Source organism: Paraburkholderia sp. 22098 (assembly GCF_052045935.1).
Classification (GTDB): Bacteria; Pseudomonadota; Gammaproteobacteria; order Burkholderiales; family Burkholderiaceae; genus Paraburkholderia; species Paraburkholderia caledonica.
This window is the reverse complement of sequence record NZ_JBQEPV010000002.1, coordinates 487,775-509,483: the sequence shown is the minus strand read 5'-3', so window position 1 is coordinate 509,483 and position 21,709 is coordinate 487,775. Positions and strand designations below refer to the sequence as shown.

The following is a 21,709-nucleotide window of genomic DNA, read 5'->3' as shown; positions in this document are numbered from 1 at the left end:
CGGCAGCGCGCCCGCTTCGTCCAGCGGGCGCGCTGCCGTTGTCGTGCGCGCTTTTGTAACTTTTCATCACGCCCCGTACCGTCGACGTGCTCTCATTCCTGCTGAAGCTGCGCACCCGCGCTCATGACCTTTTCCGTCTCTCCGATGCCCACACGATGCTGGTCTGGTCCGTGGTCGTCGGCGTCGCGGGCGCCTTTGCGACGATCGCATTCCGGCAGGGCATCGAGTTGCTGCAACTGCTGGTGGCCGGCAAGTCCGGCAGCTTCGTGGAAATGGCGCGCAGCCTGCCGTGGACGGTGCGGATCTGGTTGCCGGCGGCGGGCGGGCTCGTCGCCGGTTTCCTGCTGCTGATCGCGCAGCGTCACGCGGACAAATGCAATCACATCGACTACATGGAGGCGGTGGCGATCGGCGACGGCGTGGTGCCCGTGAAGCTGAGCCTGTGGCGCAGCCTCTCGTCGCTGTTCACGATTTCGAGCGGCGGATCGATCGGCCGCGAAGGTCCGATGGTCCAGCTTGCCGCACTTGCTGCGTCGCTGATCGGACGCTGGGTCCACTTCGATCCGCCGCGGCTGCGCCTGCTGGTCGCGTGCGGCGCGGCGGCGGGCATTACATCGGCGTATAACGCGCCGATCGCGGGCGCGTTCTTCGTCACTGAAATCGTGCTCGGCTCGATCGCAATGGAGAGCTTCGGGCCGGTCGTGGTCGCCGCCGTCGTCGCCAATATCACGATGCGCGAGTTCGCTGGTTACAAGCCGCCCTACGAAATGCCGGTGTTTCCGCCGGTGGCGGGCATCGAAGTGCTGCTGTTCGTCGCGCTCGGTCTGCTGTGCGGCGCGGCGGCGCCGCAGTTTTTGCGACTGCTCGACGGCTCGAAGAAAATGTTTCGCAAGCTGCCGTTGCCGCTGCCCGCGCGGCTCGCGCTTGGCGGGCTCGTCGTCGGCATTCTGTCGGTCTGGACGCCGGAGGTCTGGGGCAATGGCTACAGCGTCGTCAACTCGGTGCTGCACTCGCCGTGGACGTGGACCGCGCTCGTCGTCGTGCTGGTGTTCAAGCTGGTGGCAACGGCGGCCACCGCGGGCTCCGGAGCCGTAGGCGGTGTGTTCACGCCGACGCTTTTCGTCGGCGCCGTGGTCGGCTCGCTGTTCGGCCTCGCCATGCATGCGCTGTGGCCGCACGGCACCTCGGCGCCGTTCGCGTATGCAATGGTCGGCATGGGCGCCTTCCTCGCCGGCGCGACGCAGGCGCCGCTCATGGCGATTCTGATGATCTTCGAGATGACGCTCAGCTACCAGGTCGTGCTGCCGCTGATGCTGTCGTGCGTGGTTGCGTATTTCGTGTCGCGCGCGATCGGCAAGACGTCGATGTATGAAATCACGCTGCGTCGCAATCAGGAAGAAATGGAGCGCACTCGCCTGCGCGCCACGCAGATGCGCGAGCTGATCCGTCCCGCGCAAACCGTCGTGCCGCCCAACGCGACCGTGCACGACATGACGCGGGTATTTCTCGAATATCCGGTGAAGTATCTGTATGTGGCGAACGAATCGGGCGCGTTTCTGGGCGTGGTCGCATTGAAGGACATCACCTCCGACCTGCTCGACAAGCGCGACACCTCGACACGAACGGCCGCCGACTATCTACAGCCGCATTTCGACGTGCTCACGCCGGACATGCCGCTCGGCGTCGCGCTGCAGCACTTCATGGCTTTCCAGGGCGAGCGGCTGCCGGTTGTGGAAAGCGCCGCGCATCCGCGCCTCGCGGGTGTGGTCTATAAGACGTCGCTGCTCGACGCGTATTTCCGCATGAATCCGACGCGCTGACGCCAGTCGGCGCGGACCAGGCGCGGGCGCGGGCCGCGCCATGCAAAGCACGACAAATTCTCTACAATGGGAAGACGCTGCGGTCACGCACCGCAGTGCGGTCACGCGAGGACGGGCGCGCCGGGACGCCCGCCATTCGATCGGAGCGAAGATGAGCGAACCGTCCCTCGACGCCGTACGCCGCGACCAGGCGGGCTGGATTTTCCTGCATATCGAAGGCGAGCCGTACGATCGCGGCGAACAGCACGGCCAGTTGCTTTCCGCGGAAATTCACAACGCTATCCGAACCGCCCGCTACCTCGCAAAGTGGGACACAGGGGAAGATTTCGACACGTTCGTCGAAGCCGCCGTCTCCCAGTTCGCCAGCAAGCTCGACACCGAATTCGCCGATGAAATCCAGGGCATTGCCGACGGCGCAAAGCTGCCGTTCGCCGAAGTGCTCGCCTGGAACGGCTACATGGATCTACTCCAAAGCTGGTGGCCCGCGCACGCGGCCGAGCAGAAACCGAGCCTCGGGCTCAAACCGTGGCGCGGCCGGCGCGGACATCATTGCAGCGCGTTCATCGCAACGGGCAATGCGACTCGCGACGGCCGCATCGTCATGGCGCACAATTCCTGGGACCGCTATGCCGCCGGCGACGCGTTCAATGTCGTGTTCGACATCGTGCCGGATCAGGGCAACCGGATTCTGATGCAGGGCGTGCCAGGCTGCATTTCGAGCCTCACCGATTTCTGGGTGACGGAAGCCGGATTGATGGTGACCGAAACCACCATATCGAACTTCGTGGGCTACAACGCGGCAGGCGCGCCCGAGTTCTACCGCTCGCGGCGGGCGTCGCAGTACGCGAACAGCATCGGCGAATGGTGCGAGATGTTCTCGATTGCGAACAACGGCGGCTACGCGAACAGCTGGCTGCTGGGCGACACGAAGACCGGCGAAATCGCGCGCTACGAACTGGGGCTGCACTATTCCGGCTTCGAAAGCACGAAGAACGGTTTTTACAGCGGCTACAACACGGCGACCGATCTGAAGATCCGCAATCAGGAATGCATCGGCGAAGGCGAAGACTATACGGACGTGCGCAAAAACGGCGCGCGACGTTTGCGCTTCATGCAGCTGGAGGAGATGCACCGCGGCAAGATCGACGCGGAACTCGCCAAGGCGATGATCGCCGACCATCACGACGTCTATCTGGATCGCAGCGACAACCCCTGCTCGCGCACGATCTGCGGGCATCTCGAACTGGATGACGCGCGCTTTGGCGGCTCGGATCACGGGCCTTTCAACCCTTGGGGCGCGAACGACGGCAAAGTGGTCGACAGCGAGATGGCGCGCGAAATGGCGTTCGCCGCGCGCTGGGGTCATCCGTGCGGGCGGCCGTTCGACGCCCAGGCGTTCATGAAACGGCATCCGCAGTGGAACTGGCTGAACGGCTATATGCGGGACCGGCCGTCATGGCCGTGGACCCGGTTTGAGATTTTGCGCTAGCTGGGGCGCCAGTTTCGGCGCGGGTTGGAACTTGGGGCGAATCCGCAATCGGGCTGCCATTCCCGCGCCATTATCGGCGATCTACAATGAGTGGTCGCGAAGCGCGCATTGCAGGATTTGCGCGTCGGGCATGACGAAAGCGCGCGGCCTGCAAGCCCGGGCCATGCGCGGCTTGCGCCATTCTTTGGTGCGTGGACGGCACAGCACTTGCTCAACCGTTAGCGCCGCATGAGCTTAGGAGGTCGGGCATGAAAACCTCGACACTGTTGACCATGGTGACGCTGTCCGCTTCGTGCTTTGCCGCGCCGGTTCATACGGCGCCGGACGGCATGCCCGCGAACGCCCTTGCCGAAACTGCCAACGCCGCACCCGTCGCCCCGCCGGCGCCGGAGGTGGCGGTCACGGACGAGAATCGTCCACAGGAATGGCAGCACATCGTGTTGCCGAAGTCGCGACATCCCGAACGAGGCTTCGCGGCGCACAGCGAGCGACTGCAAACCTGAGAGCGGCGTTTGAGCTGTGCGCTTGTCTGGCTGGTCGTGAGAACCGCGAAAAAGCGTGGCTGGGCGCGGCTAAGCGGGACTGGGCGGAACCAGGCGCGCGAAGGTTCAACTAGCGTCCTGCTCGACCGGCTTTGACAGCCTCCGAGCGTCCCGAAGAGATCGATCGGACTCGATACGACGCGAAAAATTTCGGGCCCTCGATTGGCAAGCAGCGACAGTCACCCGCCAATCCGGCGACAATACGCAACAACAGACGCCGATCGAACGCCAACCAAGCCGGCACCCGACCGCCGCCAATCCCTCCCAACCGTACCAACAGGAGCTTGCATGACGACATCGTCCATCCCCGGGGAATCCATCGACTTGCAGATCTCCGACGTGCTCAGCGACGTCCACTTCCCGGCGAACAAGGACGCTCTGGTCGATGCCGCCCGCGAAGCCGGCGCGAGCAACGAGGTGCTGTCGATGCTCGACGGCCTGCCTGAACAGGATTACGCCGACGTCGCGTCGGTCACGAAACTGATCGGCGGCAATTACGGGCCGGGTCTGAGCGCGTGAGCGAACTCGCAAAGGCGCCCCGGCGCCTCGCCGCACCGCTGGAACGGCGCGGCGCGGACTGGATCTATCGCTCGCCGCAATCCGGCCCCACCGGCGACCCGCCCGGCGCCTCGGGCCGCGGCGCCAAACATGGCGCAGGCGGCATCGAAAGAATCGAGGCGTTTTTCCACGGTGCGGGCTACGCGATGCACCGTCACGATACCTACGCGATCGGCCGCACGCTGGCCGGCGTGCAAAGCTTCCGCTATCGCGGCAGCCTGCGCCACAGTTTGCCCGGCGGCACCATGGTGCTGCATCCGGACGAACCGCACGATGGCCAGGCCGGCACCGGCGAAGGTTTCCGTTACCGCATGGTCTATGTCGACCCGGCTCTCTTCCAGCAGGCGCTCGGCGGCAAGCCCCTGCCCTTCGTGCAAGGCGGCTTGTCGAACGACCCGCGTCTTTTCGCGGCCACGGAGAATCTGCTGCGCAGCATGGATCGCGCGATGGACCCCTTGGAACAGGACGACGGGCTCTACGAACTGGCCACGGCGCTCGACGCGGCAGCGGGCACCCGGCCCGTGCGCCGCCCGGTGGATTACGCCGCTGCCCGTCGTGCCCGCGAGTATTTGCTGGCGTCGCTCGAACACACGGTGACGCTCGATGAACTCGCGGCGGCCGCGGGACGCGACCGATGGAGCCTGTCGCACGATTTCCGCGCGCTGTTCGGCACGAGCCCGCACCGTTACCTCACGATGCGGCGTCTCGATCTCGTGCGCCAACTCGCGCTGGCCGGCATGCCGCTCGCCGAGGCCTCCGCCGCGAGCGGCTTCTCAGACCAGAGTCACATGACGCGGCACTTCAAACGCACATGGGGCGTGGCGCCCGCACAGTGGCTCAACATGCTCGGGGCTACATCGCCAGCCACGCGCTAGGCGCGAGAATGCCGCGCGTCGCGCGAGGCGCTCGCCCACAAACGTTCAAGACTCGCCGGCATTTCGCGCAGTACGCTCGTTCCAGAGACGTCAATCATCTTTGGAGAAGGAGCACAGCATGTCGGACATTCAGGCAACCCAGCAAACCTACCGCGCGATCAATTTCGCTGACAAGCTCGCGCTGTTCAGCGATCAATGGCAAGCGCGGGTCGTCGCGGAAATGAACGACTACCAGTTCAAGGTCGTGCGCATCGAGGGCGATTTCGTGTGGCACCAGCACGCGGACACGGACGAAACATTCATCGTGCTGGACGGCCAGTTGCGCATCGACATGCGCGACGGCTTTGTGATGCTGTCCGCGGGCGAAATGTTCGTCGTGCCGAAAGGCACCGAGCACAAGCCGTTCGCCGAACGCGAGGTCAAGCTGCTGCTCATCGAGCCGCGCGGCGTCAAAAATACCGGCGACGAAACCAACGAACGCACGGCCGCCAACGACCTGTGGATCTGAGCGCGACTAGCCCTTATGCAGGTAACGGAGCCGATAGCGGCGCGTTTGCAGGCGGGCGCGGCCACGGCTGACAGACCGCGCCGGCAGTTGGGCGCGCAGGCTTCGCGCGTCGAGAATCGCGCGCGGGCGCCGTCGCGTCCGACTGGAAATGCTCGACGAGGTGATCGACGAAAGTGCGCACCTTCGCGGGCAGGTGCAGACGGCTTGGATAAGCAATCGTGATCTCGATCTCCGGCAGGCGGTAGTCGCCGAGCAGTTCGACGAGCCGTCCAAACGCGAGGTCGCGCGCGATCAGATAGCTCGGCAGAATAGCCACGCCCATGCCGAGCAGCGCGAATTGCCGCAGCATTTCGCTATTGTTCGCGGCAATCGCGGTCGCGGGCCTCACGCGAACGAGCCCTTCCGGCCCGCTGAACACACGCTCCTCGCCCCCCTGCTCGGGTGGCCGGCTCAGGCACGGATGATCCAGCAGATCTTCCGGCCGCGTCGGCGCGCCATGCTGGGTCAGGTAGGCAGGCGTCGCGCAGACAGTCAGCTGACACGTAGTCAGCCGCCGCGTGACGATACTCGCGCTGCGCGCCGGGCGCCCGGCCAGAATACCCACGTCGAAGCCCTCTTCGACCAGATCGGCGTGACGGTCGGCGAGCGTCACGTCGGGCAGCACCTCGGGATAGCGCGCGGTGTACGACTGGACGGCCGGCGCGAGGCTCTGCAACCCGAAGACGACCGGCGCCACGATGCGCAACGTGCCGACGGGCTCGTGATGACGCGCGACCACCATCTGCTCGACGCCGTCGAGGTCGTCGAGAATGTGGCGCACGCGCTCCAGATAAGTCGTGCCCGATTCCGTCAGCGAAAGACGCCGAGTGGTGCGATTCAGCAGGCGGGTGCCGAGACGCGCCTCCAGATCCGCCACATGGCGGGTGACGACAGCGGTGGAAAGATCCAGCGCGCCCGCCGCGCGGACGAAACTGCCGAGGTCCGCCACCTTGACGAACACGCGCATCGACTGCAATTGATTCATGGGACGACTCCTGCCTCGAGATGCCGGGCCGGCGCAGCGTTGCCGCCTGTATCACCCCGCGCGGCAAGGCTCGCGCGGATTTGCCCAACGAATCGATTGTATCGACCCGACCTGTCCCAACCCTGACCTGTACATGACAATCACGTCAGCTTTACCGATACGCACGCACCATTGTTTCAAGCATTATTGCGGTTTTTGGCTAGGTATAAACCCTTAGCCGCTGGTAAGATGGCGACCGGAAGAAATTCATCGCTATACCGTTCGCCAACTGCCATGCCACATCGTTTCCAACTTTTCGAAAAAATCGCGTTTTCTCTGGTCTGCTGGTCCGCCGCGGCCTGCTCGGCTTTCATCGCTTATGAGCGCTGCCCGGATATTCAGGTCGTCCTGCATGCGGGCGAGGAAGTTTTGCGCACCAGCGGGGAGTATTCGTTCGTCTGCGCGAGCCCGGTTGCGGATAGCTGCACGCAACTCGCGACCAACTGATTGAGCCATCGTCGCGCGCAAGGCGGCCGCACGGGCCGCCTTGCGGCGTTATGCGCTGCGGCCGAACACCACGCGCGAAAAGAATCCCGCCAACACCGCTTCTGCCATTTCACTCGGCACATTCTGCGGATCGACGGTATAGAAGAACTGCACACCGTCGCACAAGCCCATCAGGCCCATGGCCAGCATCTCCGGCGGCAATAGCAGCGGCGTGCCGACCCGCGCCGAAAATTCGCGGACGTAGGCGGCCAGTTGTTCGAGCTTCTCGTGCAGGAACGCGTTGAAACGCAGCCTGAAGCGCCCGTCTCGCGCAGCCAGAAGCTTCGCCTCCACCCACAGCAAAAAGCATTTGTTCTCACGATGCAGGTTGCTGTAATAGCGCATCACGCGCTCTTCCATCACTTCCCGTGTGGCCGCGTTTTCGAAAATGGCCCGCAAACCCGCCTGCATGGTTTCGTGGTCGCGCCGCAGTAGCTCGAGAAACAACTCGTTCTTGCTGCGGAAATTCGAATAAAACGCGCCGCGCGTATAGCCTGCCGCCCCGGCAATGTCTTCGACACTCGCCGCGACAAAGCCCTTCTTCATAAAAATTGCTTGCGCAGCGTCGAGCAGACGCTGACGTGTCTGGTCTTTGCTTTGCTCGCGTGTCAATCGTTGCCGTTTCATGGGCAAGAGTCTAGCACCTAAAAGAATTCCAATTCGCCTCCACATTCAAATACAGGTGTGTATTAGAATGCGAATCATCATTGGAAGTCAGACACGTATGCCAGTTGCATGAACCGGCATGCGCTCTTCGCTGGCGAGCCGCTGCGGCTTGCCGTGTTCGTTCGCTGTCTCCTGTTGGGGTAATTGTGAAGCGTCCCGGTTTTCCCGCATCGTCGGCGATGCGCGAGCAGTCCCATCGTCTCGCGCGGCCAAGGCCTGTGCGCCGCGCCGCGCTCGCGCTCGCCCTTGCAGGCGTCGTCGCGTTGAACGCATGTTCGAAGAAAGAAGCAGGCGCGCCCGAGCCGCGTCCGGTGGTAGCCGTCGCGGTTCATGCGGACGGCAATGCGGCGCCCGTCACGTCGTTGCCCGGTGAAGTGCAGGCGCGCTATTCGACGCCGCTGTCGTTTCGGGTCGGCGGCAAGATCGTCGAGCGGCGCGTGCGTCTTGGCGACGTGGTCAGGAACGGCCAGGTCGTCGCGCGGCTCGACCCGGCGGATGCGCAGAAGAACGCAGCCAGCGCGCAGGCCCAACTTGCCGCCGCCGAGCACAGCTATAAATACGCGAAGCAGCAACTGGACCGCGATCAGGCGCAGGCAAAAGAGAATCTGATCGCACCCGCGCAACTCGAACAGACTACGAATGCGTATGCATCGGCTGCCGCGCAGCGCGATCAGGCGGCGCAGCAGGCGGCCTTATCGAAAGACCAGTTGCAATACACCACCCTCGTCGCCGATCACGCCGGCGTGATCACCGCTGAGCAGGCCGACACGGGCCAGAATGTGTCGGCAGGCCAGGCGGTCTACAACCTCGCGTGGAGCGGCGAAGTCGACGTAGTCTGCGACGTGCCGGAAAGCGCGCTGGCCGGACTTGCGGTCGGGCAGACGGCAAACGTCACGCTCGGCGCGCTGCCGGGGCGCAAGTTCACGGCGCGTGTGCGCGAACTCTCGCCCGCCGCCGATCCGCAGAGCCGCACCTATCGCGCGAAACTCACACTCGACAATCCGGGCCCCGACGTACGCCTCGGCATGACCGCGGACATCGCGTTGTCCGCGCCGGCGCCGTCGTCGGCAAGCGGCGCGCAAGGCCAGCACGGCTTTATCGTGTTGCCGGCCACTGCGCTCTTCCATGACGGCACGCAGCCGGCCGTGTGGGTCGTGCGTGCCGCGGACAGCATGCTCGAACTGCGACGCGTCACCGTCGCGCGCTATAACGAACGCACGATCGTCATCAGCCAGGGCCTCAAAGACGGCGAACATGTCGTGCTGCAAGGCGTGCACACCGTGAGCGCCGGCGAGAAAGTCCGCGCAATCGCACCGCTGCATCCCGAGGACTTCGCTTCATGAGCACGACGCATGAAGAGGGACGCTTCAACCTGTCCGCGTGGGCGCTGCGTCATCAGGCGCTGGTCGTCTTCCTGATTGCGCTTGCTACCGCATTCGGCATCCTTGCCTACACGCGGCTTGCGCAATCCGAAGATCCGCCCTTCACGTTCCGCGTCATGGTGATCCGCACGTTCTGGCCCGGCGCGACCGCGCGGCAGGTGCAGGAACAGGTCACGGACCGCATCGGCCGCAAGCTGCAGGAAACGCCCGCAATTGACTTCGTGCGCAGTTACTCGCGCCCCGGCGAGTCGCTAATGTTCTTCACGATGAAAGACTCGGCGCCGGTGAAGGACGTGCCCGAAACCTGGTATCAGGTGCGCAAGAAAGTCGGCGATATCGCGGCGACTTTGCCGCAAGGCATCCAGGGGCCGTTTTTCAACGACGAGTTCGGCGACGTCTACACCAACATCTACACGCTCGAAGGCGACGGCTTTTCTCCCGCGCAACTGCACGATTACGCGGATCAGTTGCGCACTGTTCTGCTGCGCGTGCCCGGCGTTGCCAAGGTCGATTATTTCGGCGATCCGGATCAGCACATCTACATCGAAATAACGAACACGCAGTTGACGCGTCTCGGCATTTCGCCGCAGCAACTCGGCCAGGCGATCAACTCGCAGAACGCGGTGTCGCAAGCGGGCACGCTCACCACGACCGACGACCGCGTGTTCGTGCGCCCGAGCGGCCAGTTCAAGGACGTGGCCGCGCTCGCCGACACGCTGATCCGCATCAACGGCCGCTCGTTCCGTCTCGGCGACATCGCGACGATCAAGCGCGGCTATGACGATCCGGTCGTCACCCAGATGCGTGCGGGCGGCAAGGCGGTGCTCGGCATCGGCGTGACGATGCAGCCGGGCGGCGACGTGATTCGTCTCGGCAAGGCGCTCGACGCGGAAATGGTCCGCCTGCGCAAAGCCTTGCCCGTTGGCCTGCAACTGACCGAAGTGTCCAGCATGCCGCACGCGGTCGCCCATTCCGTCGACGACTTTCTGGAAGCCGTGGCCGAAGCCGTCGCCATCGTGCTCGTGGTGAGTCTCGTGTCGCTCGGCGTGCGCACCGGCATGGTGGTGGTGATCTCGATTCCGGTCGTGCTCGCCGTCACCGCGCTGTGCATGTATCTGTTCGACATCGGGCTGCACAAGGTGTCGCTCGGCACGCTCGTGCTCGCGCTCGGCCTGCTCGTCGACGACGCGATCATCGCTGTGGAAATGATGGCGGTGAAACTGGAACAAGGCTGGAGCCGCACGCGTGCCGCGGCGTTTGCCTACACCAGTACTGCGTTTCCGATGCTGACCGGTACGCTCGTCACCGTGTCGGGCTTCCTGCCGATTGCGTTGGCCAAGTCGAGCACGGGCGAGTACACGCGCTCGATCTTCGAAGTCTCCGCCATCGCGCTGATTGCGTCGTGGCTCGCAGCGGTCGTGTTGATTCCGCTGCTCGGCTATCACCTGCTGCCCGAGCGCAAGCGCGCGGCGCACGAAGCCGACGACCACGAGCACGACATTTACGACACGCGTTTCTACTCACGTCTGCGTGGCTGGATCGGCTGGTGTATCGAACGGCGTTTTATCGTGCTCGCCATCACCGTCGTATTGTTCGTTCTCGCGATGGCGGGTTTCACGCTCGTGCCGCAACAGTTCTTCCCGAGCTCCGATCGGCCCGAATTGCTGGTTGACGTGCGGCTGCCTGAGGGCGCCTCCTTCAATGCCACGTTGCGCGAGGCGCAGCGGCTCGAAAAAGTCCTGGTGGGCCGGCCCGAAATCGATCACACGGTGGATTTCGTCGGCACCGGTGCGCCGCGTTTTTACCTGCCGCTCGACCAGCAGTTGACCCAGCCCAACTTCGCGCAGTTCGTGATTACGGCGAAATCCGTGAAGGACCGCGAGAAACTCGCGCAATGGCTCGAACCCGAATTGCGCAACAACTTCCCTGCCATTCGCACGCGCCTGTCGCGCCTCGAAAACGGGCCGCCCGTCGGTTATCCGGTGCAGTTCCGCGTGAGCGGCGACGACATCGCGACGGTCCGCTCGATCGCGGAACGCGTTGCCGCGACACTGCGCAGCGACCACGGCACGCGCAACGTGCAGTTCGATTGGGACGAGCCGGCCGAGCGCTCGGTGCGCTTTGAAGTCGACCAGAAGAAAGCCCGGGAACTCGGCGTGAGTTCCGACGACATCTCGAGCTTCCTTGCGATGACACTGTCGGGCTACACCGTCACCCAATACCGCGAGCGCGACAAGCTGATCAGCGTCGATCTGCGTGCGCCGAAGGCCGAGCGAGTGGACCCGGCGAAGCTGCTTACGCTCGCCATGCCGACGCCGAACGGCGCGGTGCCGCTCGGTACGCTCGGGCATCTGCGCAACGATCTGGAGTATGGCGTGATCTGGGAACGCGACCGGCAGCCCACTATCACCGTGCAGTCAGATGTGGCGCCGGGCGCGCAAGGCATCGACGTCACGCATGCTGTCGACAAGGCGCTGGGTCCGATCCGGGCGAACTTGCCCGTTGGTTACCGCATCCAGATAGGCGGCTCGGTCGAGGAAAGCGGCAAGGGCCAGACGTCGATCAATGCGCAGATGCCGATCATGATCATCGCCGTGCTGACGCTGCTGATGATCCAGTTGCAGAGCTTCGCGCGTGTGCTGATGGTGGTGCTCACCGCGCCGCTCGGCCTGATCGGCGTCGTCTTCACGCTGCTGCTGTTCGGCCAGCCGTTCGGCTTCGTCGCAATGCTCGGCGTGATTGCGATGTTCGGCATCATCATGCGTAACTCGGTCATTCTGGTCGACCAGATCGAGCAGGACATTGCTTCGGGGCATAAGCGTTTCGATGCGATCGTCGGCGCCACGGTGCGGCGTTTCCGCCCGATCACGCTGACCGCGGCGGCCGCCGTCCTCGCGCTGATTCCGCTCTTGCGCTCCAACTTCTTTGGTCCGATGGCGACCGCGCTGATGGGCGGCATCACGAGCGCGACCGTCCTCACCTTGTTCTATCTGCCGGCTCTTTACGCCATGTCGTTCAGAGTACGCAACGACGAGCGCGAGCCGCAAACGCCGTCCGCGTCCGGCGCGGCGCATACGGGGAATTGAGCATGATCCACTTCGCACGTTCCTGCGTCGTTCGATGCTTCGGCGGTTTGAAGGCGGCACACCTGCCGTCGAGCGTTGCGTTCGCGGGCTCCGCGTTTGTCTTGGCGGCCTGTTCGTTCGGGCCTAACGGCCAGCCGCCGGCGATGCCGCAGCCAGTCCACTACGGCAGCGAAGCGCAACCGGCGCAGACGGTCCTGGCGCAAGGCGTCGCGCAGCAGTTCGTGGTCGGCGCGAAGCCGGTACCCGAATGGTGGAAGCTGTATCGATCGGACGCGCTTAATGCGCTCGTCGACGAAGGGCTACGCAACAGCCCGACTCTCGCGGCGACCGAGCAGAGTCTCGCCGCCGCGCGCGAACAGCTGCGCGGCCAGATTGGCAGTTCGATGCTGCCCACCATCGACGCAGGCGGCCAGGCGACGCGCAATCGCGCGCTCGCGATTCCGGAAATTGGTCCAAACACGTTCCTGTACAACATCTTCGTAGGCCAATTGCAGGCGCATTACACGATCGACCTGTTCGGCGCTTCGCGCCTCGCCGACGCTGCGCTGGCCGCACGCGTGAACGTGCAGGCGTATCAGCTGGATGCTGCCCGTCGCGCGCTCGCGGCGAACATCGTGAGCGCCGCGATTACGAGCGCCGCGTTGCGCGCGCAGATCGACACCACCGAACGGCTCGTGACGCTTGCCGACGATCAGGCACGCGACACCCAACGACGCTATGCGCTCGGGGCCGTGTCGCACGCCGATCAGTTGAGCGCGCAACAGAGTGCGGCGAGCTTGTCCGCGAGCCTGCCGGGGTTGCGGCAGCAATGGCAAACCACACGTCATGCGTTGGCCGTGCTGCTTGGCCGTACCCCGGACGCCGCGCCAGCCGATCTCGAACTCGCGGGCTTGCATCTGCCCGAGCAGGTGCCGGTGGTGGTGCCGAGCGAACTGTTACAGGCTCGGCCCGACATTCAGGCTGCCGACGCCGCGCTAAAAGCTGCGGCCGCCGATGTGGGCGTAGCGACCGCGCAGATGTACCCGAGCCTGTCGTTAAGCGCATCGATGGGACAAGGCGGCTTCAGCTGGCCCGTCGCGCTCTCCGGCGCGGGCGCCATCTGGAGCATCGGCGCCTCTTTATCGCAGCCGTTATTTCACGGCGGCGCGCTGGTTGCACAGCGTCGCGCGGCTATGAACACCTATGAGGCCACAGTGTCGCAATACAAGCAGACGGTGCTTGCCGCGTTTCAGAATGTCGCCGACACGCTGGCCGCGCTCGAACACGACGCGCAGGCGCTGGACGCCGCGAATACAGCGACGCGTTCCGCTCAGGGAATCTTCGATGAAACCTCCGGCCGCTATCGGCTCGGCGCCGTACCTGTATCGTCCACCCGCACGAGCGAGCAGCAATTTCGCAACGCGCAACTCGACGAGATTCGCTATACGAGCGCGCGTCTGACGGACACGGCGGCGCTATTTCAGGCGATGGGCAATCCGCCCGTCGAGGCGGCGGGCTCGGGAGCAAGTCAAGGTGTGACCGCGCAGGCAACATCAAGGGCAACTGCGCACGCGTCCGGGGCCGAACCAGGCAATCCGAATTGACGCCCCGCACTTATCCCCAGTTGATGTTGAATAGGCTGTTGAAAACTTTCTGACAAGCGGGCTAACTCATTGAGCCGGCTGGTGTTATGGGTGGCGGCGTGGAATGAAGCATGGGTCGACAGGATGGGAAGCGTCCGTCGGATCGGACGTTGGTAGCCCTATGGTTTTTCGCCCAATGCCTTGCCGAACCGATCTATCCACAGACTTTGTTCACAGCTTTGTGGATAACCGTAGGACACAACAGCCAAGTGCTTGAACGCACAAGCGTTTGCCCTCGTGACGCGTTTGCCGCCACTGCCCGCGCAACGACAGCACGCACATACAGGCGCACGCTGCGTCAATAAACGCCCGCCTCCCCTTCCGGACGATTCTTGAAGCGCTTGTGCACCCAATAATATTGATCAGGAATCCGTCGCACCTGCGTCTCGAGAAACTCGGTGATCCGTCGTGCGTCCACCGTTACGTCGTTCGACGGAAAACCGGCTAGCGGCTCGAAGATACTCAGCTTGTAGCCGCGATAGCCCGGCAGCACCTCCGTCACGAACGGCACGACCCGGGCGTTCGCCGCGCGCGCCATCCGCGAGACCGATGTGAGCGTGCAGGCCTGGACGCCAAAAAACGGCACGAACACCGAATCGCGCAAACCGAAGTCCATGTCTGCCGCGAGCATCACCGGCGTGCCGTCGCGCAAGGCCCGCAACGCGCGCCGCACACTGTCGCTGCGCGGAATCATCTCGGTGCCGAAACGCCCGCGCTGGCGCCTCGCCATCGCGTCGAGCAACAGGTTCGACATCGGCGTGTAAAGCGACGCCACCGGATGCCGCGTCGAATACATCATGCAGCCGGCCTCGATGCCGACAAAGTGGAAGCCGACGAAGATCGTCGGTTGAGACCGAACCTCCGCGAGATCGATTGCGCTTTCCACTTCGACGAGACGGGCCAGCGCCTGCGCATTGCCGAACCATTGCGGCCCACGCTCGACATAACTGCGGATCACGTGGCAGAAATGCGCGCGCGCGAGACGTTCGCGCGCCGCGTCGCTCATGTCGGGGAAACACAATTTCAGGTTGGTGTGCACCACCCGCCGGCGGGTGCTCGGAATCCGGTACAGCAGAGCGCCGACGCCGTTGCCGAACCGCGCGACGAGCCCATACGGCAATATTGCGAAGGCGCGCAGCAGCCCCGTCATCAGACAGATGAGAATTCGACTTTTCAATGCGGAACCCGGTGGATGCTGGAAGGCAAATACGTCGGCGGCTGCGGCTCTTGTGCCGCCAGCGCTCAACGTGGCATGTGCGCGCATCCGGCCGGGTCCGGGCGCGCTTGAGGGATGGTGACGCCTTGCTCGCCGCAAGACGCAGCCATGCTCGAGATAGAAACAGCTAACGAATCCAGCCTGCTAATGGACCCCGATCGAGCATCGCAGGCGTGATTAAAACACAGCGTGCGTCTCGCAAACAGAATCGGCAGGCTAGCTACCGGCCGAGCGTCGCCGGAAAGCGTGAAGCCCGCACGTGTCACCGCTGCGGGCACCGCGTTGCGCGCGCGGCCGATCGGCCAGCACGCGCATTGTTCATCAAGGTTTGTTCGATTCGAACAGATCCATGATCTGCTTCTTCTCATTGGACGACACGCTCGGCGGCGGCACTGCCGGCGGCGTCAAGCCCGCGGGCCCCACGCCTCCGACCGCGTCGTTCACACCCGCCGTCGGATTCGCCGAGTCGAGACCGATGCTGGCGACAAAACCGTTGCCCGGCGTCATGTCCGAGTAGAACAGTTCGCCGTCGACGGAAGTCACCCCTTGGGGCTGCGCCGGCTCGCTCTGCGGCACGCCGCGCAACGCGCGCTGCATGTACTCGACCCAGATCGGCAGCGCGAGCTGTGCGCCGAATTCGCGGCTGCCGAGCGTCTTCGGCTGGTCGTAACCCATCCACGCGACCGCGACGAGCGATTGCTGATAGCCGGCGAACCAGCCGTCCTTCGCGTCGTTGGTCGTTCCGGTCTTGCCCTGCAGGTCCGACCGATGCAGCACGTTGGTGCCGGCGCCCGTGCCTGCAGTCGCGACCGAATGCAGCAGGCTGTTCATGATGTACGCGTTACGCGGCTCAAGCGTGCGCGGCGCGTCGCGACCTGCGGTAAGCGGCTGCGCTTTCGACAGCGGCTCGCCGCGTGCGTCCGTCACTTCGTTGATCAGATACGGGTTGATGCGATAGCCGCCGTTCGCGAAGACCGAATACGCACCCGCCGACTGCAACGGCGTCACGAGCCCCGCGCCGAGTGCCATCGGCAGGTAAGGCGGAGTCTTGTCGGCGTCGAAACCGAAGCGTTGCGTAACGAAGTCTTGCGCGTACTTCGTGCCGATATACGACAGGATCCGGATCGAAACCAGGTTCTTCGACTTCTGCAACGCGAGGCGCATCGGCATCGGCCCGTCGGGCTGATCGTCGTCCTTCGGCTCCCACGCGTCGCCGCCCGGCGTGCTCGACGGGAAGTACAGCGGCGCGTCGTTGATGATCGTGGCGGGTCCAAGCCCCTTGTCGAGCGCCGCCGAATAAATGAAGGGCTTGAAGCTCGAACCGGGCTGACGCCAGGCTTGCGTGATGTGATTGAACTTGTTCTTGTTGAAGTCGAACCCGCCGACGAGCGCGCGAATCGCACCGTCCTGCGGCGTGAGCGACACGAGCGCGCCCTCCACCTGCGGGAGCTGCGTGATCTGCCAGTTGCCCTTGGCGTCGTTCATCACGCGCACAATCGATCCCGGCCTGATCTTCGTTGCCGCCGCGCCGCGTGCGCTCAACGCACTGGCGGCAAAGCGCAAGCCATCACCGGCGATAGTCACCTGCGTGCCGTCCACCAGTTGCGCCTTCACCTGCTTCGGGCTCGCGTCCGTGACGACCGCGGCGATGATCTCGCCGTTATCGGGATGATCGTTGAGTGCGTCGTCGATCGTCTGATCGCGGTCGTCGCCAGGCGTGGGCAATTGCACGAAGCCTTCCGGCCCGCGATAACCGTGGCGCCGCTCGTAATCCATCACACCCTTGCGCACCGCGCGATACGCGGCGTCCTGGTCGGCGGAATCGATGGTGGTCGTGACGTTCAGGCCGCGCGTATACGTTTCGTCCTTGTACTGCGCGTACATCATCTGGCGAACCATTTCGGCAATGTACTCGGCGTGCACGCTGTATTCGTTGCCGGGGTTCCGCGTGTGAATCTCTTCCTTCACCGCCTGAGCGTACTGATCCTGGCTGATGTAGCGCAACTCCAGCATGCGCCTGAGAATGTATTCCTGACGGATTTTTGCGCGCTTCGGATTCACGACCGGGTTATACGCGGACGGCGCTTTCGGCAGACCCGCGAGCATCGCGGCCTGCGCTAGCGTGATGTCTTTCAGATCCTTGCCGAAGTACACGCGCGCTGCCGCGGCAAAGCCGTAAGCGCGCTCGCCCAGATAGATCTGGTTCATGTACAACTCGAGAATCTGGTCCTTCGTCAACGCGCGCTCGATCTTGTACGCGAGCAGCATTTCGTAGATCTTGCGCGTATACGTTTTCTCGCTCGACAGAAAGAAGTTGCGCGCGACCTGCATCGTGATCGTGCTCGCGCCCTGCGACGCGCCGCCGTGAGCGAGGTCGGCAAAGCCGGCCCGCAGAATGCCGAGGAAGTCGACGCCGCCGTGCTCGTAGAAGCGATAGTCTTCAATTGCGAGCACCGCTTTCTTCATCTGGTCGGGAATGTCCTGGAAGCGCACGAGACTGCGCCGTTCCTCGCCGAATTCGCCGATCAGCACATGGTCCGCCGTATAGACACGCAGCGGCACTTTCGGACGATAGTCGGTCAGCGCGTCGAGCGAAGGCAGTTGCGGCCCCATCACCACAAGTGCGTAGCCGACGATCAGCGCGCCCACCACGGCGACAATCGCGACGAGGCTCGCGAACCAGATCGCAACCGTCGCGCCGATCGAGCGGCCGCCCTCTTCGGCGTCGCGCGAAGCGGCGTTGCGTCCCTGCGTGCGGTGGTAGGAGTCCCGGTCTTGACCGGCCGGAGATTGCGAGGAATGCGGTCGTTTGATGATTGGCATGACTGGAATAGTGGGCGCGTAACTCAACGCCTTGTTCTCGCGCGTCAGGCGCGCATGAATCGTGAGCGGCGTAGTCTGGGCGCAGACCGCCGTGCGACTCTGTGCCCCGGCGAGTCGCCACGGCGCACCCGGGACATTGTCCGGCGCAACGTAACAGCGCATTTTAAAGAAATCAAGCGGCGCTCAACGGAGTTTTTTTGTAAGAATTCCCTTCGCTTCCAGTCCCGGCGGCAGACCGTGGGTAGATTCGGCAGGCTTGCGAGGCGCTTGCGCACGTTCGCAAAGTTATCCCCAGTTTTTGTTGAAAGGCCTGTGGACAAGACCACAAAAAGCGCGACAACTCGTTGATGTCACGGCATTTTCATGAAGCGCCCGTTTGCGATCGGCGCAACTCGTCATATGATGGACTCCGCGCATGCCGATGTGCGCCGATGCGCGCCGTCAGGCGCCATGCCAACAAGTATGCGAGCCGATCATGACAAAGCCCAGCGAACGCATCGTCGTATTCGTCACGCCCGCGCAGAAACGCGCGATCGCCGCCACTGCGGACGAACTCCGCATTAGCGTCAGCGAGCTCATGCGGCGCGCAGTGCTGAGTTTCAGCGCGACCAGCGAGCAGGTGAAAGCAGCGAGTATCGTCGATCGGCTCAATGTGCCCCGCGCGCCTGACGCGCTCGACGCGGCGCTGCAGCGTGTCGCGCACGACGCGAAGGTTGCGCGCGACGCGCTGCCGGCCGCGCTGCAAACGCGCGTAAGCCTCCGGACCGGTTCGGAGGCCAATGGTGCGGGTATTCCGGGCGATTCGACAACGTCGGCCGCTGCAACTCCGGCTGAAAATGTGCCACCCGTGCCTGCACCTGCCCCGCTGCTGCCTGCTGACGTGCTGGCGGCGCTTACCGCCGAAGTCGACGAAGACGCCGTGGCAACCGCCGAGGCTGTCGCGAGAATGGCGGCGGCACGCGCTGCCGCGATCGAGGAACTGCTGCCCGCCGCCGTGACGGTGCAGACTCACGTGAAAAGCGTGCTGAAGCGCCCTCGTCTCGACCCCATGCGCGATGAAGACGATCCGCACAGCGATCTTGGCCCCGAAGGCGGCCGCTTCGCGTAACTATCGCGATAGCGGGCAGCAATGGAACGCGCAACGTCGATGCAAGCGGCTTGCACGGGTTTGTAAGCGGTCGACTGCGCACATTCTCACTCGCTTGCTTGCTAGCGGCTTGCGCCGTTCACGTTCGCGACACTCGCCGCGAGCACACTGAGCAGCTCGCTCATCGCGCCCTTTAAGCCCATTTTAAGAGAGCCCGTGGTGTAATATCCGCGAGCTACTGAGGGACAGGTCGGTGCGCTCATCGCCGAAAACCTTTCGCTTTGTCATGCGATACGTGCACAGGCGAAACCGACAATTTGCTGTTGCGCTATTGCAATCGGCGAGCAAGCCCCGACCTCCGGTCCGAACGCTGCGCAGCTTCTCGCGCGGCGGCGTAAAGTAGTAGTGACAAGCAGTTGAGTGCGCAGGAATATTCAGCGCCGACACCATTCTCTGGAGGTTTTCATGTCGCTTTTTGACAGCATTTCGCGCACGCTAAAAGGTCTCCTCAACGACGCTGCGGACTCGGTGCAAGACCCGTCCCGCGATTCGCGCCAGATCGTACGCGAACTCGACGAGAGCATCGGCCGCGCCGAGAATTCGCTGATCGAGATCCAGGCGCAAGTGGCCACACAGCAAAGCAAGCGCGATGTTGCCGCCGACAAGGCGAAGAAGTACGAAGACGGCGCAAAGCGCGCGCTGCAATCCGGCGACGAAGCGCTGGCTCGCGAAGCGCTCGGCGCGCAAGCCACGGCCGAAGCAGAACGCGATGCGCTGACCAAGGAACTCTCTACGCTGGAGCCGTCGGTCGCGCAGCTCAAGAGCCAGATCGAAGACATGCGCAGCCGTCGCAACGATCTGAATGCGCGTTCGAACATTCTGCAAGCCAAGCAACAGATCGCCGAAGCGAAAGACGTCGCTGCAACGGCGTTGGGCGGCATCGGCGGGAAAAACCTGTCCGAGGATTTTCAGAAGCTCGAAGACAAGGTCGCGTTGTCGAATGCCCGTTCGGACGCACGTCTGAATTCCGCCGACGTCAAAAGCGGCAAGGCGCTCGACGACAAGTTGGCAGACCTGAACCGCGGCCCGTCGGTGGAAGACCGTCTGGAAGCACTGAAAAAGCAGATCAACTCGCCGGCTCAGTAATTGCGTCGCAGTGTGCGGTAAGGCGGCCCCGGTTGGCCGGCCCCCGGTAAGCCGGCCCCCGCAATCGACTGAAGGAGACGGGCGCGTGGCGCCCGGTCTGCAAATGAAAAAAGTTATTGCAAGTGCGTTCGTCTCGCTGATGCTCGTATCCACGGCAGCGTTTGCCGTGCCCACGGTTCAGCAGATCGAATCGGCAATGTCGCAAGGCAACTGGCAGCAGGCCGATGCCGGCCTGTCCGAAGTGCTGAAGGCGCATCCGAACAACGCACATGCGCACTACCTGTACAGCCAGGTGCTCGACCGTGAAGGTCGTTATGGCGACGCGCTCGCGCAAGTCCAGCAGGCCAAGACGCTCGATCCGCAGATCCGCTTCACCGACCCGACGCGCTTCGCGCAAGTCGAGGCACGCATTCGCCGCGACGCCGAACGCACTGCGAGCACGAGCGGCAACGGTGGTGAAAGCGGGATTGGCGCGTTGACGAACCGCACGACCAATCCGTTCGGCCAGCAGAACACGCCGGCCGTGCAGCAAGCGCCTGAGCGCCATGGTCCTGGCATCGGCATGTGGGTCGGTATTCTGATTCTCGTTGGCGTGATCGCGCTGGTGCTGCGTTGGACCTTGCGCCGCGCGCGCTCGCAGGACGATACGCGCGCGGACGACGACCGTCGCGTGCAACTCAAGCGTGCGACCGAGTTGCTCAACTCAGTGCGCTCGCTCAAGCTCGACGTGAAGCTCTCCACGGCGCCCGGGCACGAAGCATTGGAGAAAGAAGTCGAAGCAACGGAGGACCAGTTGCGAACGCTCGTTGAAGCGCTATCGAACAGCAAGAATCCGGTGCCGCCGTATCAACTCGACGAGTTGGAGCAGCGCATCGGCAGTCTGCGCGCCCGAGCCGATGGCCGGCCCGATCCGAAGGCAAGCGCCGCGGCTGACAGCGCGCAATCGCCGTATGCACGCGAAGCCGAGCGCTTTGGCAATCCGCAGCAAGGACCGTATCCGTCGCAGCCGCCTTATCAACAGCAAGGTCCCTATCAACAGCAGCAACCGCCGGTTATCGTGCAGCAAGGCGGCGGTTTCGGCGGCGGCATGGGTGGGCTGCTCACCGGCGTTCTGCTTGGAGAAGCGCTGAACTCCGGACGTGAACGCGTGGTTGAGCGTGACGTGATCGTCGACGATGAAACGCGCCGGCGCGGCAACGATGTCGACAACGGCGGCGGCCTCGACTTCGGCCAAGGTTCGAACGACTGGAACGATAACAGCGGCGGCGGCATCGACATGGGCAGCAGCGACGATTCCGGCGGCTGGAGCGACAACACGTAGCCCTCGCCCGCCGCGCCGG

17 protein-coding genes are annotated in these 21,709 nt (G+C 63.9%); 13 read left to right on the top strand and 4 right to left on the bottom strand.

Annotated elements, in window-relative coordinates; translation table 11 throughout:
* Positions 1 to 86 precede the first annotated feature (86 nt).
* The 6 genes from ACTJLB_RS05630 to ACTJLB_RS05605 all read left to right on the top strand — a co-directional run bounded on the left by ACTJLB_RS05630 (position 87) and on the right by ACTJLB_RS05605 (position 5,792).
* The gene (locus ACTJLB_RS05630) at positions 87 to 1,820 is read left to right on the top strand and encodes a ClcB-like voltage-gated chloride channel protein (protein ID WP_440782709.1); all 1,734 of its coding nucleotides are present in this window, start codon (positions 87 to 89) and stop codon (positions 1,818 to 1,820) included.
* Between the two features lie 151 nt (positions 1,821 to 1,971).
* Positions 1,972 to 3,309: a C45 family peptidase gene (locus tag ACTJLB_RS05625; protein WP_310065077.1), complete on the top strand. Its 1,338-nt coding sequence runs from the start codon at positions 1,972 to 1,974 to the stop codon at positions 3,307 to 3,309.
* Between the two features lie 248 nt (positions 3,310 to 3,557).
* On the top strand, positions 3,558 to 3,812 hold the full coding sequence (locus ACTJLB_RS05620; RefSeq protein WP_020070220.1) for a hypothetical protein: 255 nt from the start codon (positions 3,558 to 3,560) through the stop codon (positions 3,810 to 3,812).
* A 327-nt stretch (positions 3,813 to 4,139) separates the two neighbouring features.
* Complete coding sequence (locus ACTJLB_RS05615; protein ID WP_087752555.1) at positions 4,140 to 4,370, top strand: DUF2795 domain-containing protein; 231 nt, start codon at positions 4,140 to 4,142, stop codon at positions 4,368 to 4,370.
* Entirely contained in the window at positions 4,367 to 5,284 is a 918-nt protein-coding gene (locus ACTJLB_RS05610; protein WP_440782708.1) for an AraC family transcriptional regulator, read from the top strand. Before ACTJLB_RS05615 ends, ACTJLB_RS05610 begins: the two co-directional genes overlap by 4 nt.
* A gap of 118 nt (positions 5,285 to 5,402) precedes the next feature.
* Complete coding sequence (locus tag ACTJLB_RS05605; RefSeq protein ID WP_020070215.1) at positions 5,403 to 5,792, top strand: cupin domain-containing protein; 390 nt, start codon at positions 5,403 to 5,405, stop codon at positions 5,790 to 5,792.
* A 13-nt stretch (positions 5,793 to 5,805) separates the two neighbouring features.
* On the opposite strand, the gene ACTJLB_RS05600 is transcribed toward ACTJLB_RS05605, so the two are convergent.
* Entirely contained in the window at positions 5,806 to 6,816 is a 1,011-nt protein-coding gene (locus ACTJLB_RS05600; RefSeq protein ID WP_440782707.1) for a LysR family transcriptional regulator, read from the bottom strand.
* 273 nt (positions 6,817 to 7,089) lie between these two features.
* Here ACTJLB_RS05600 and ACTJLB_RS05595 point away from each other — a divergent pair, with 273 nt between their 5' ends.
* Positions 7,090 to 7,302 (top strand): hypothetical protein, encoded by a 213-nt coding sequence (locus ACTJLB_RS05595; RefSeq protein WP_020070213.1) that lies wholly within the window; start codon positions 7,090 to 7,092, stop codon positions 7,300 to 7,302.
* 48 nt (positions 7,303 to 7,350) lie between these two features.
* Here the strand turns inward: ACTJLB_RS05595 and ACTJLB_RS05590 are convergent, their stop codons facing one another.
* Positions 7,351 to 7,968 carry a TetR/AcrR family transcriptional regulator gene (locus ACTJLB_RS05590; protein ID WP_020070212.1) on the bottom strand — a complete coding sequence of 206 codons (618 nt, stop codon included), beginning with the start codon at positions 7,966 to 7,968 and terminating at the stop codon, positions 7,351 to 7,353.
* A 218-nt stretch (positions 7,969 to 8,186) separates the two neighbouring features.
* Between ACTJLB_RS05590 and ACTJLB_RS05585 the strand changes: the two genes are divergently transcribed.
* The 3 genes from ACTJLB_RS05585 to ACTJLB_RS05575 are packed head-to-tail and all read left to right on the top strand — an operon-like array spanning position 8,187 to position 14,058.
* A complete protein-coding gene (locus ACTJLB_RS05585; RefSeq protein WP_440782842.1) occupies positions 8,187 to 9,350 on the top strand; it encodes an efflux RND transporter periplasmic adaptor subunit in 1,164 nt (387 codons plus the stop codon).
* On the top strand, positions 9,347 to 12,475 hold the full coding sequence (locus ACTJLB_RS05580) for an efflux RND transporter permease subunit (protein ID WP_088176705.1): 3,129 nt from the start codon (positions 9,347 to 9,349) through the stop codon (positions 12,473 to 12,475). The genes ACTJLB_RS05585 and ACTJLB_RS05580 overlap by 4 nt, the downstream gene beginning before the upstream one ends.
* A 2-nt stretch (positions 12,476 to 12,477) precedes the next feature.
* Complete coding sequence (locus ACTJLB_RS05575; protein WP_440782706.1) at positions 12,478 to 14,058, top strand: efflux transporter outer membrane subunit; 1,581 nt, start codon at positions 12,478 to 12,480, stop codon at positions 14,056 to 14,058.
* A 337-nt stretch (positions 14,059 to 14,395) separates the two neighbouring features.
* Here ACTJLB_RS05575 and ACTJLB_RS05570 read toward each other — a convergent pair whose 3' ends face one another.
* Positions 14,396 to 15,274 (bottom strand): lipid A biosynthesis lauroyl acyltransferase, encoded by an 879-nt coding sequence (locus tag ACTJLB_RS05570; protein ID WP_027804975.1) that lies wholly within the window; start codon positions 15,272 to 15,274, stop codon positions 14,396 to 14,398.
* A 360-nt stretch (positions 15,275 to 15,634) separates the two neighbouring features.
* Complete coding sequence (locus ACTJLB_RS05565; protein ID WP_440782841.1) at positions 15,635 to 18,136, bottom strand: penicillin-binding protein 1A; 2,502 nt, start codon at positions 18,134 to 18,136, stop codon at positions 15,635 to 15,637.
* Positions 18,137 to 18,611: 475 nt separating this feature from the next.
* Between ACTJLB_RS05565 and ACTJLB_RS05560 the strand changes: the two genes are divergently transcribed.
* The 3 genes from ACTJLB_RS05560 to ACTJLB_RS05550 all read left to right on the top strand — a co-directional run bounded on the left by ACTJLB_RS05560 (position 18,612) and on the right by ACTJLB_RS05550 (position 21,690).
* On the top strand, positions 18,612 to 19,244 hold the full coding sequence (locus ACTJLB_RS05560; RefSeq protein WP_088176712.1) for a hypothetical protein: 633 nt from the start codon (positions 18,612 to 18,614) through the stop codon (positions 19,242 to 19,244).
* Positions 19,245 to 19,688: 444 nt separating this feature from the next.
* Positions 19,689 to 20,369 (top strand): PspA/IM30 family protein, encoded by a 681-nt coding sequence (locus ACTJLB_RS05555; protein WP_020070205.1) that lies wholly within the window; start codon positions 19,689 to 19,691, stop codon positions 20,367 to 20,369.
* 103 nt (positions 20,370 to 20,472) lie between these two features.
* Positions 20,473 to 21,690 carry a tetratricopeptide repeat protein gene (locus tag ACTJLB_RS05550; RefSeq protein WP_440782705.1) on the top strand — a complete coding sequence of 406 codons (1,218 nt, stop codon included), beginning with the start codon at positions 20,473 to 20,475 and terminating at the stop codon, positions 21,688 to 21,690.
* Positions 21,691 to 21,709: the final 19 nt, after the last annotated feature.

Excerpts from the sequence above, each read along its gene's own strand:
- ACTJLB_RS05625 (WP_310065077.1), top strand. The coding sequence starts at position 1,972 with ATGAGCGAACCGTCCCTCGACGCCGTACGCCGCGACCAGGCGGGCTGG.
- ACTJLB_RS05620 (WP_020070220.1), top strand. The coding sequence starts at position 3,558 with ATGAAAACCTCGACACTGTTGACCATGGTGACGCTGTCCGCTTCGTGC.
- ACTJLB_RS05615 (WP_087752555.1), top strand. The coding sequence starts at position 4,140 with ATGACGACATCGTCCATCCCCGGGGAATCCATCGACTTGCAGATCTCC.
- ACTJLB_RS05605 (WP_020070215.1), top strand. The coding sequence starts at position 5,403 with ATGTCGGACATTCAGGCAACCCAGCAAACCTACCGCGCGATCAATTTC.
- ACTJLB_RS05600 (WP_440782707.1), bottom strand. The coding sequence starts at position 6,816 with ATGAATCAATTGCAGTCGATGCGCGTGTTCGTCAAGGTGGCGGACCTC.
- ACTJLB_RS05595 (WP_020070213.1), top strand. The coding sequence starts at position 7,090 with ATGCCACATCGTTTCCAACTTTTCGAAAAAATCGCGTTTTCTCTGGTC.
- ACTJLB_RS05590 (WP_020070212.1), bottom strand. The coding sequence starts at position 7,968 with ATGAAACGGCAACGATTGACACGCGAGCAAAGCAAAGACCAGACACGT.
- ACTJLB_RS05585 (WP_440782842.1), top strand. The coding sequence starts at position 8,187 with ATGCGCGAGCAGTCCCATCGTCTCGCGCGGCCAAGGCCTGTGCGCCGC.
- ACTJLB_RS05580 (WP_088176705.1), top strand. The coding sequence starts at position 9,347 with ATGAGCACGACGCATGAAGAGGGACGCTTCAACCTGTCCGCGTGGGCG.
- ACTJLB_RS05575 (WP_440782706.1), top strand. The coding sequence starts at position 12,478 with ATGATCCACTTCGCACGTTCCTGCGTCGTTCGATGCTTCGGCGGTTTG.
- ACTJLB_RS05565 (WP_440782841.1), bottom strand. The coding sequence starts at position 18,136 with ATGCCAATCATCAAACGACCGCATTCCTCGCAATCTCCGGCCGGTCAA.
- ACTJLB_RS05560 (WP_088176712.1), top strand. The coding sequence starts at position 18,612 with ATGACAAAGCCCAGCGAACGCATCGTCGTATTCGTCACGCCCGCGCAG.
- ACTJLB_RS05555 (WP_020070205.1), top strand. The coding sequence starts at position 19,689 with ATGTCGCTTTTTGACAGCATTTCGCGCACGCTAAAAGGTCTCCTCAAC.
- ACTJLB_RS05550 (WP_440782705.1), top strand. The coding sequence starts at position 20,473 with ATGAAAAAAGTTATTGCAAGTGCGTTCGTCTCGCTGATGCTCGTATCC.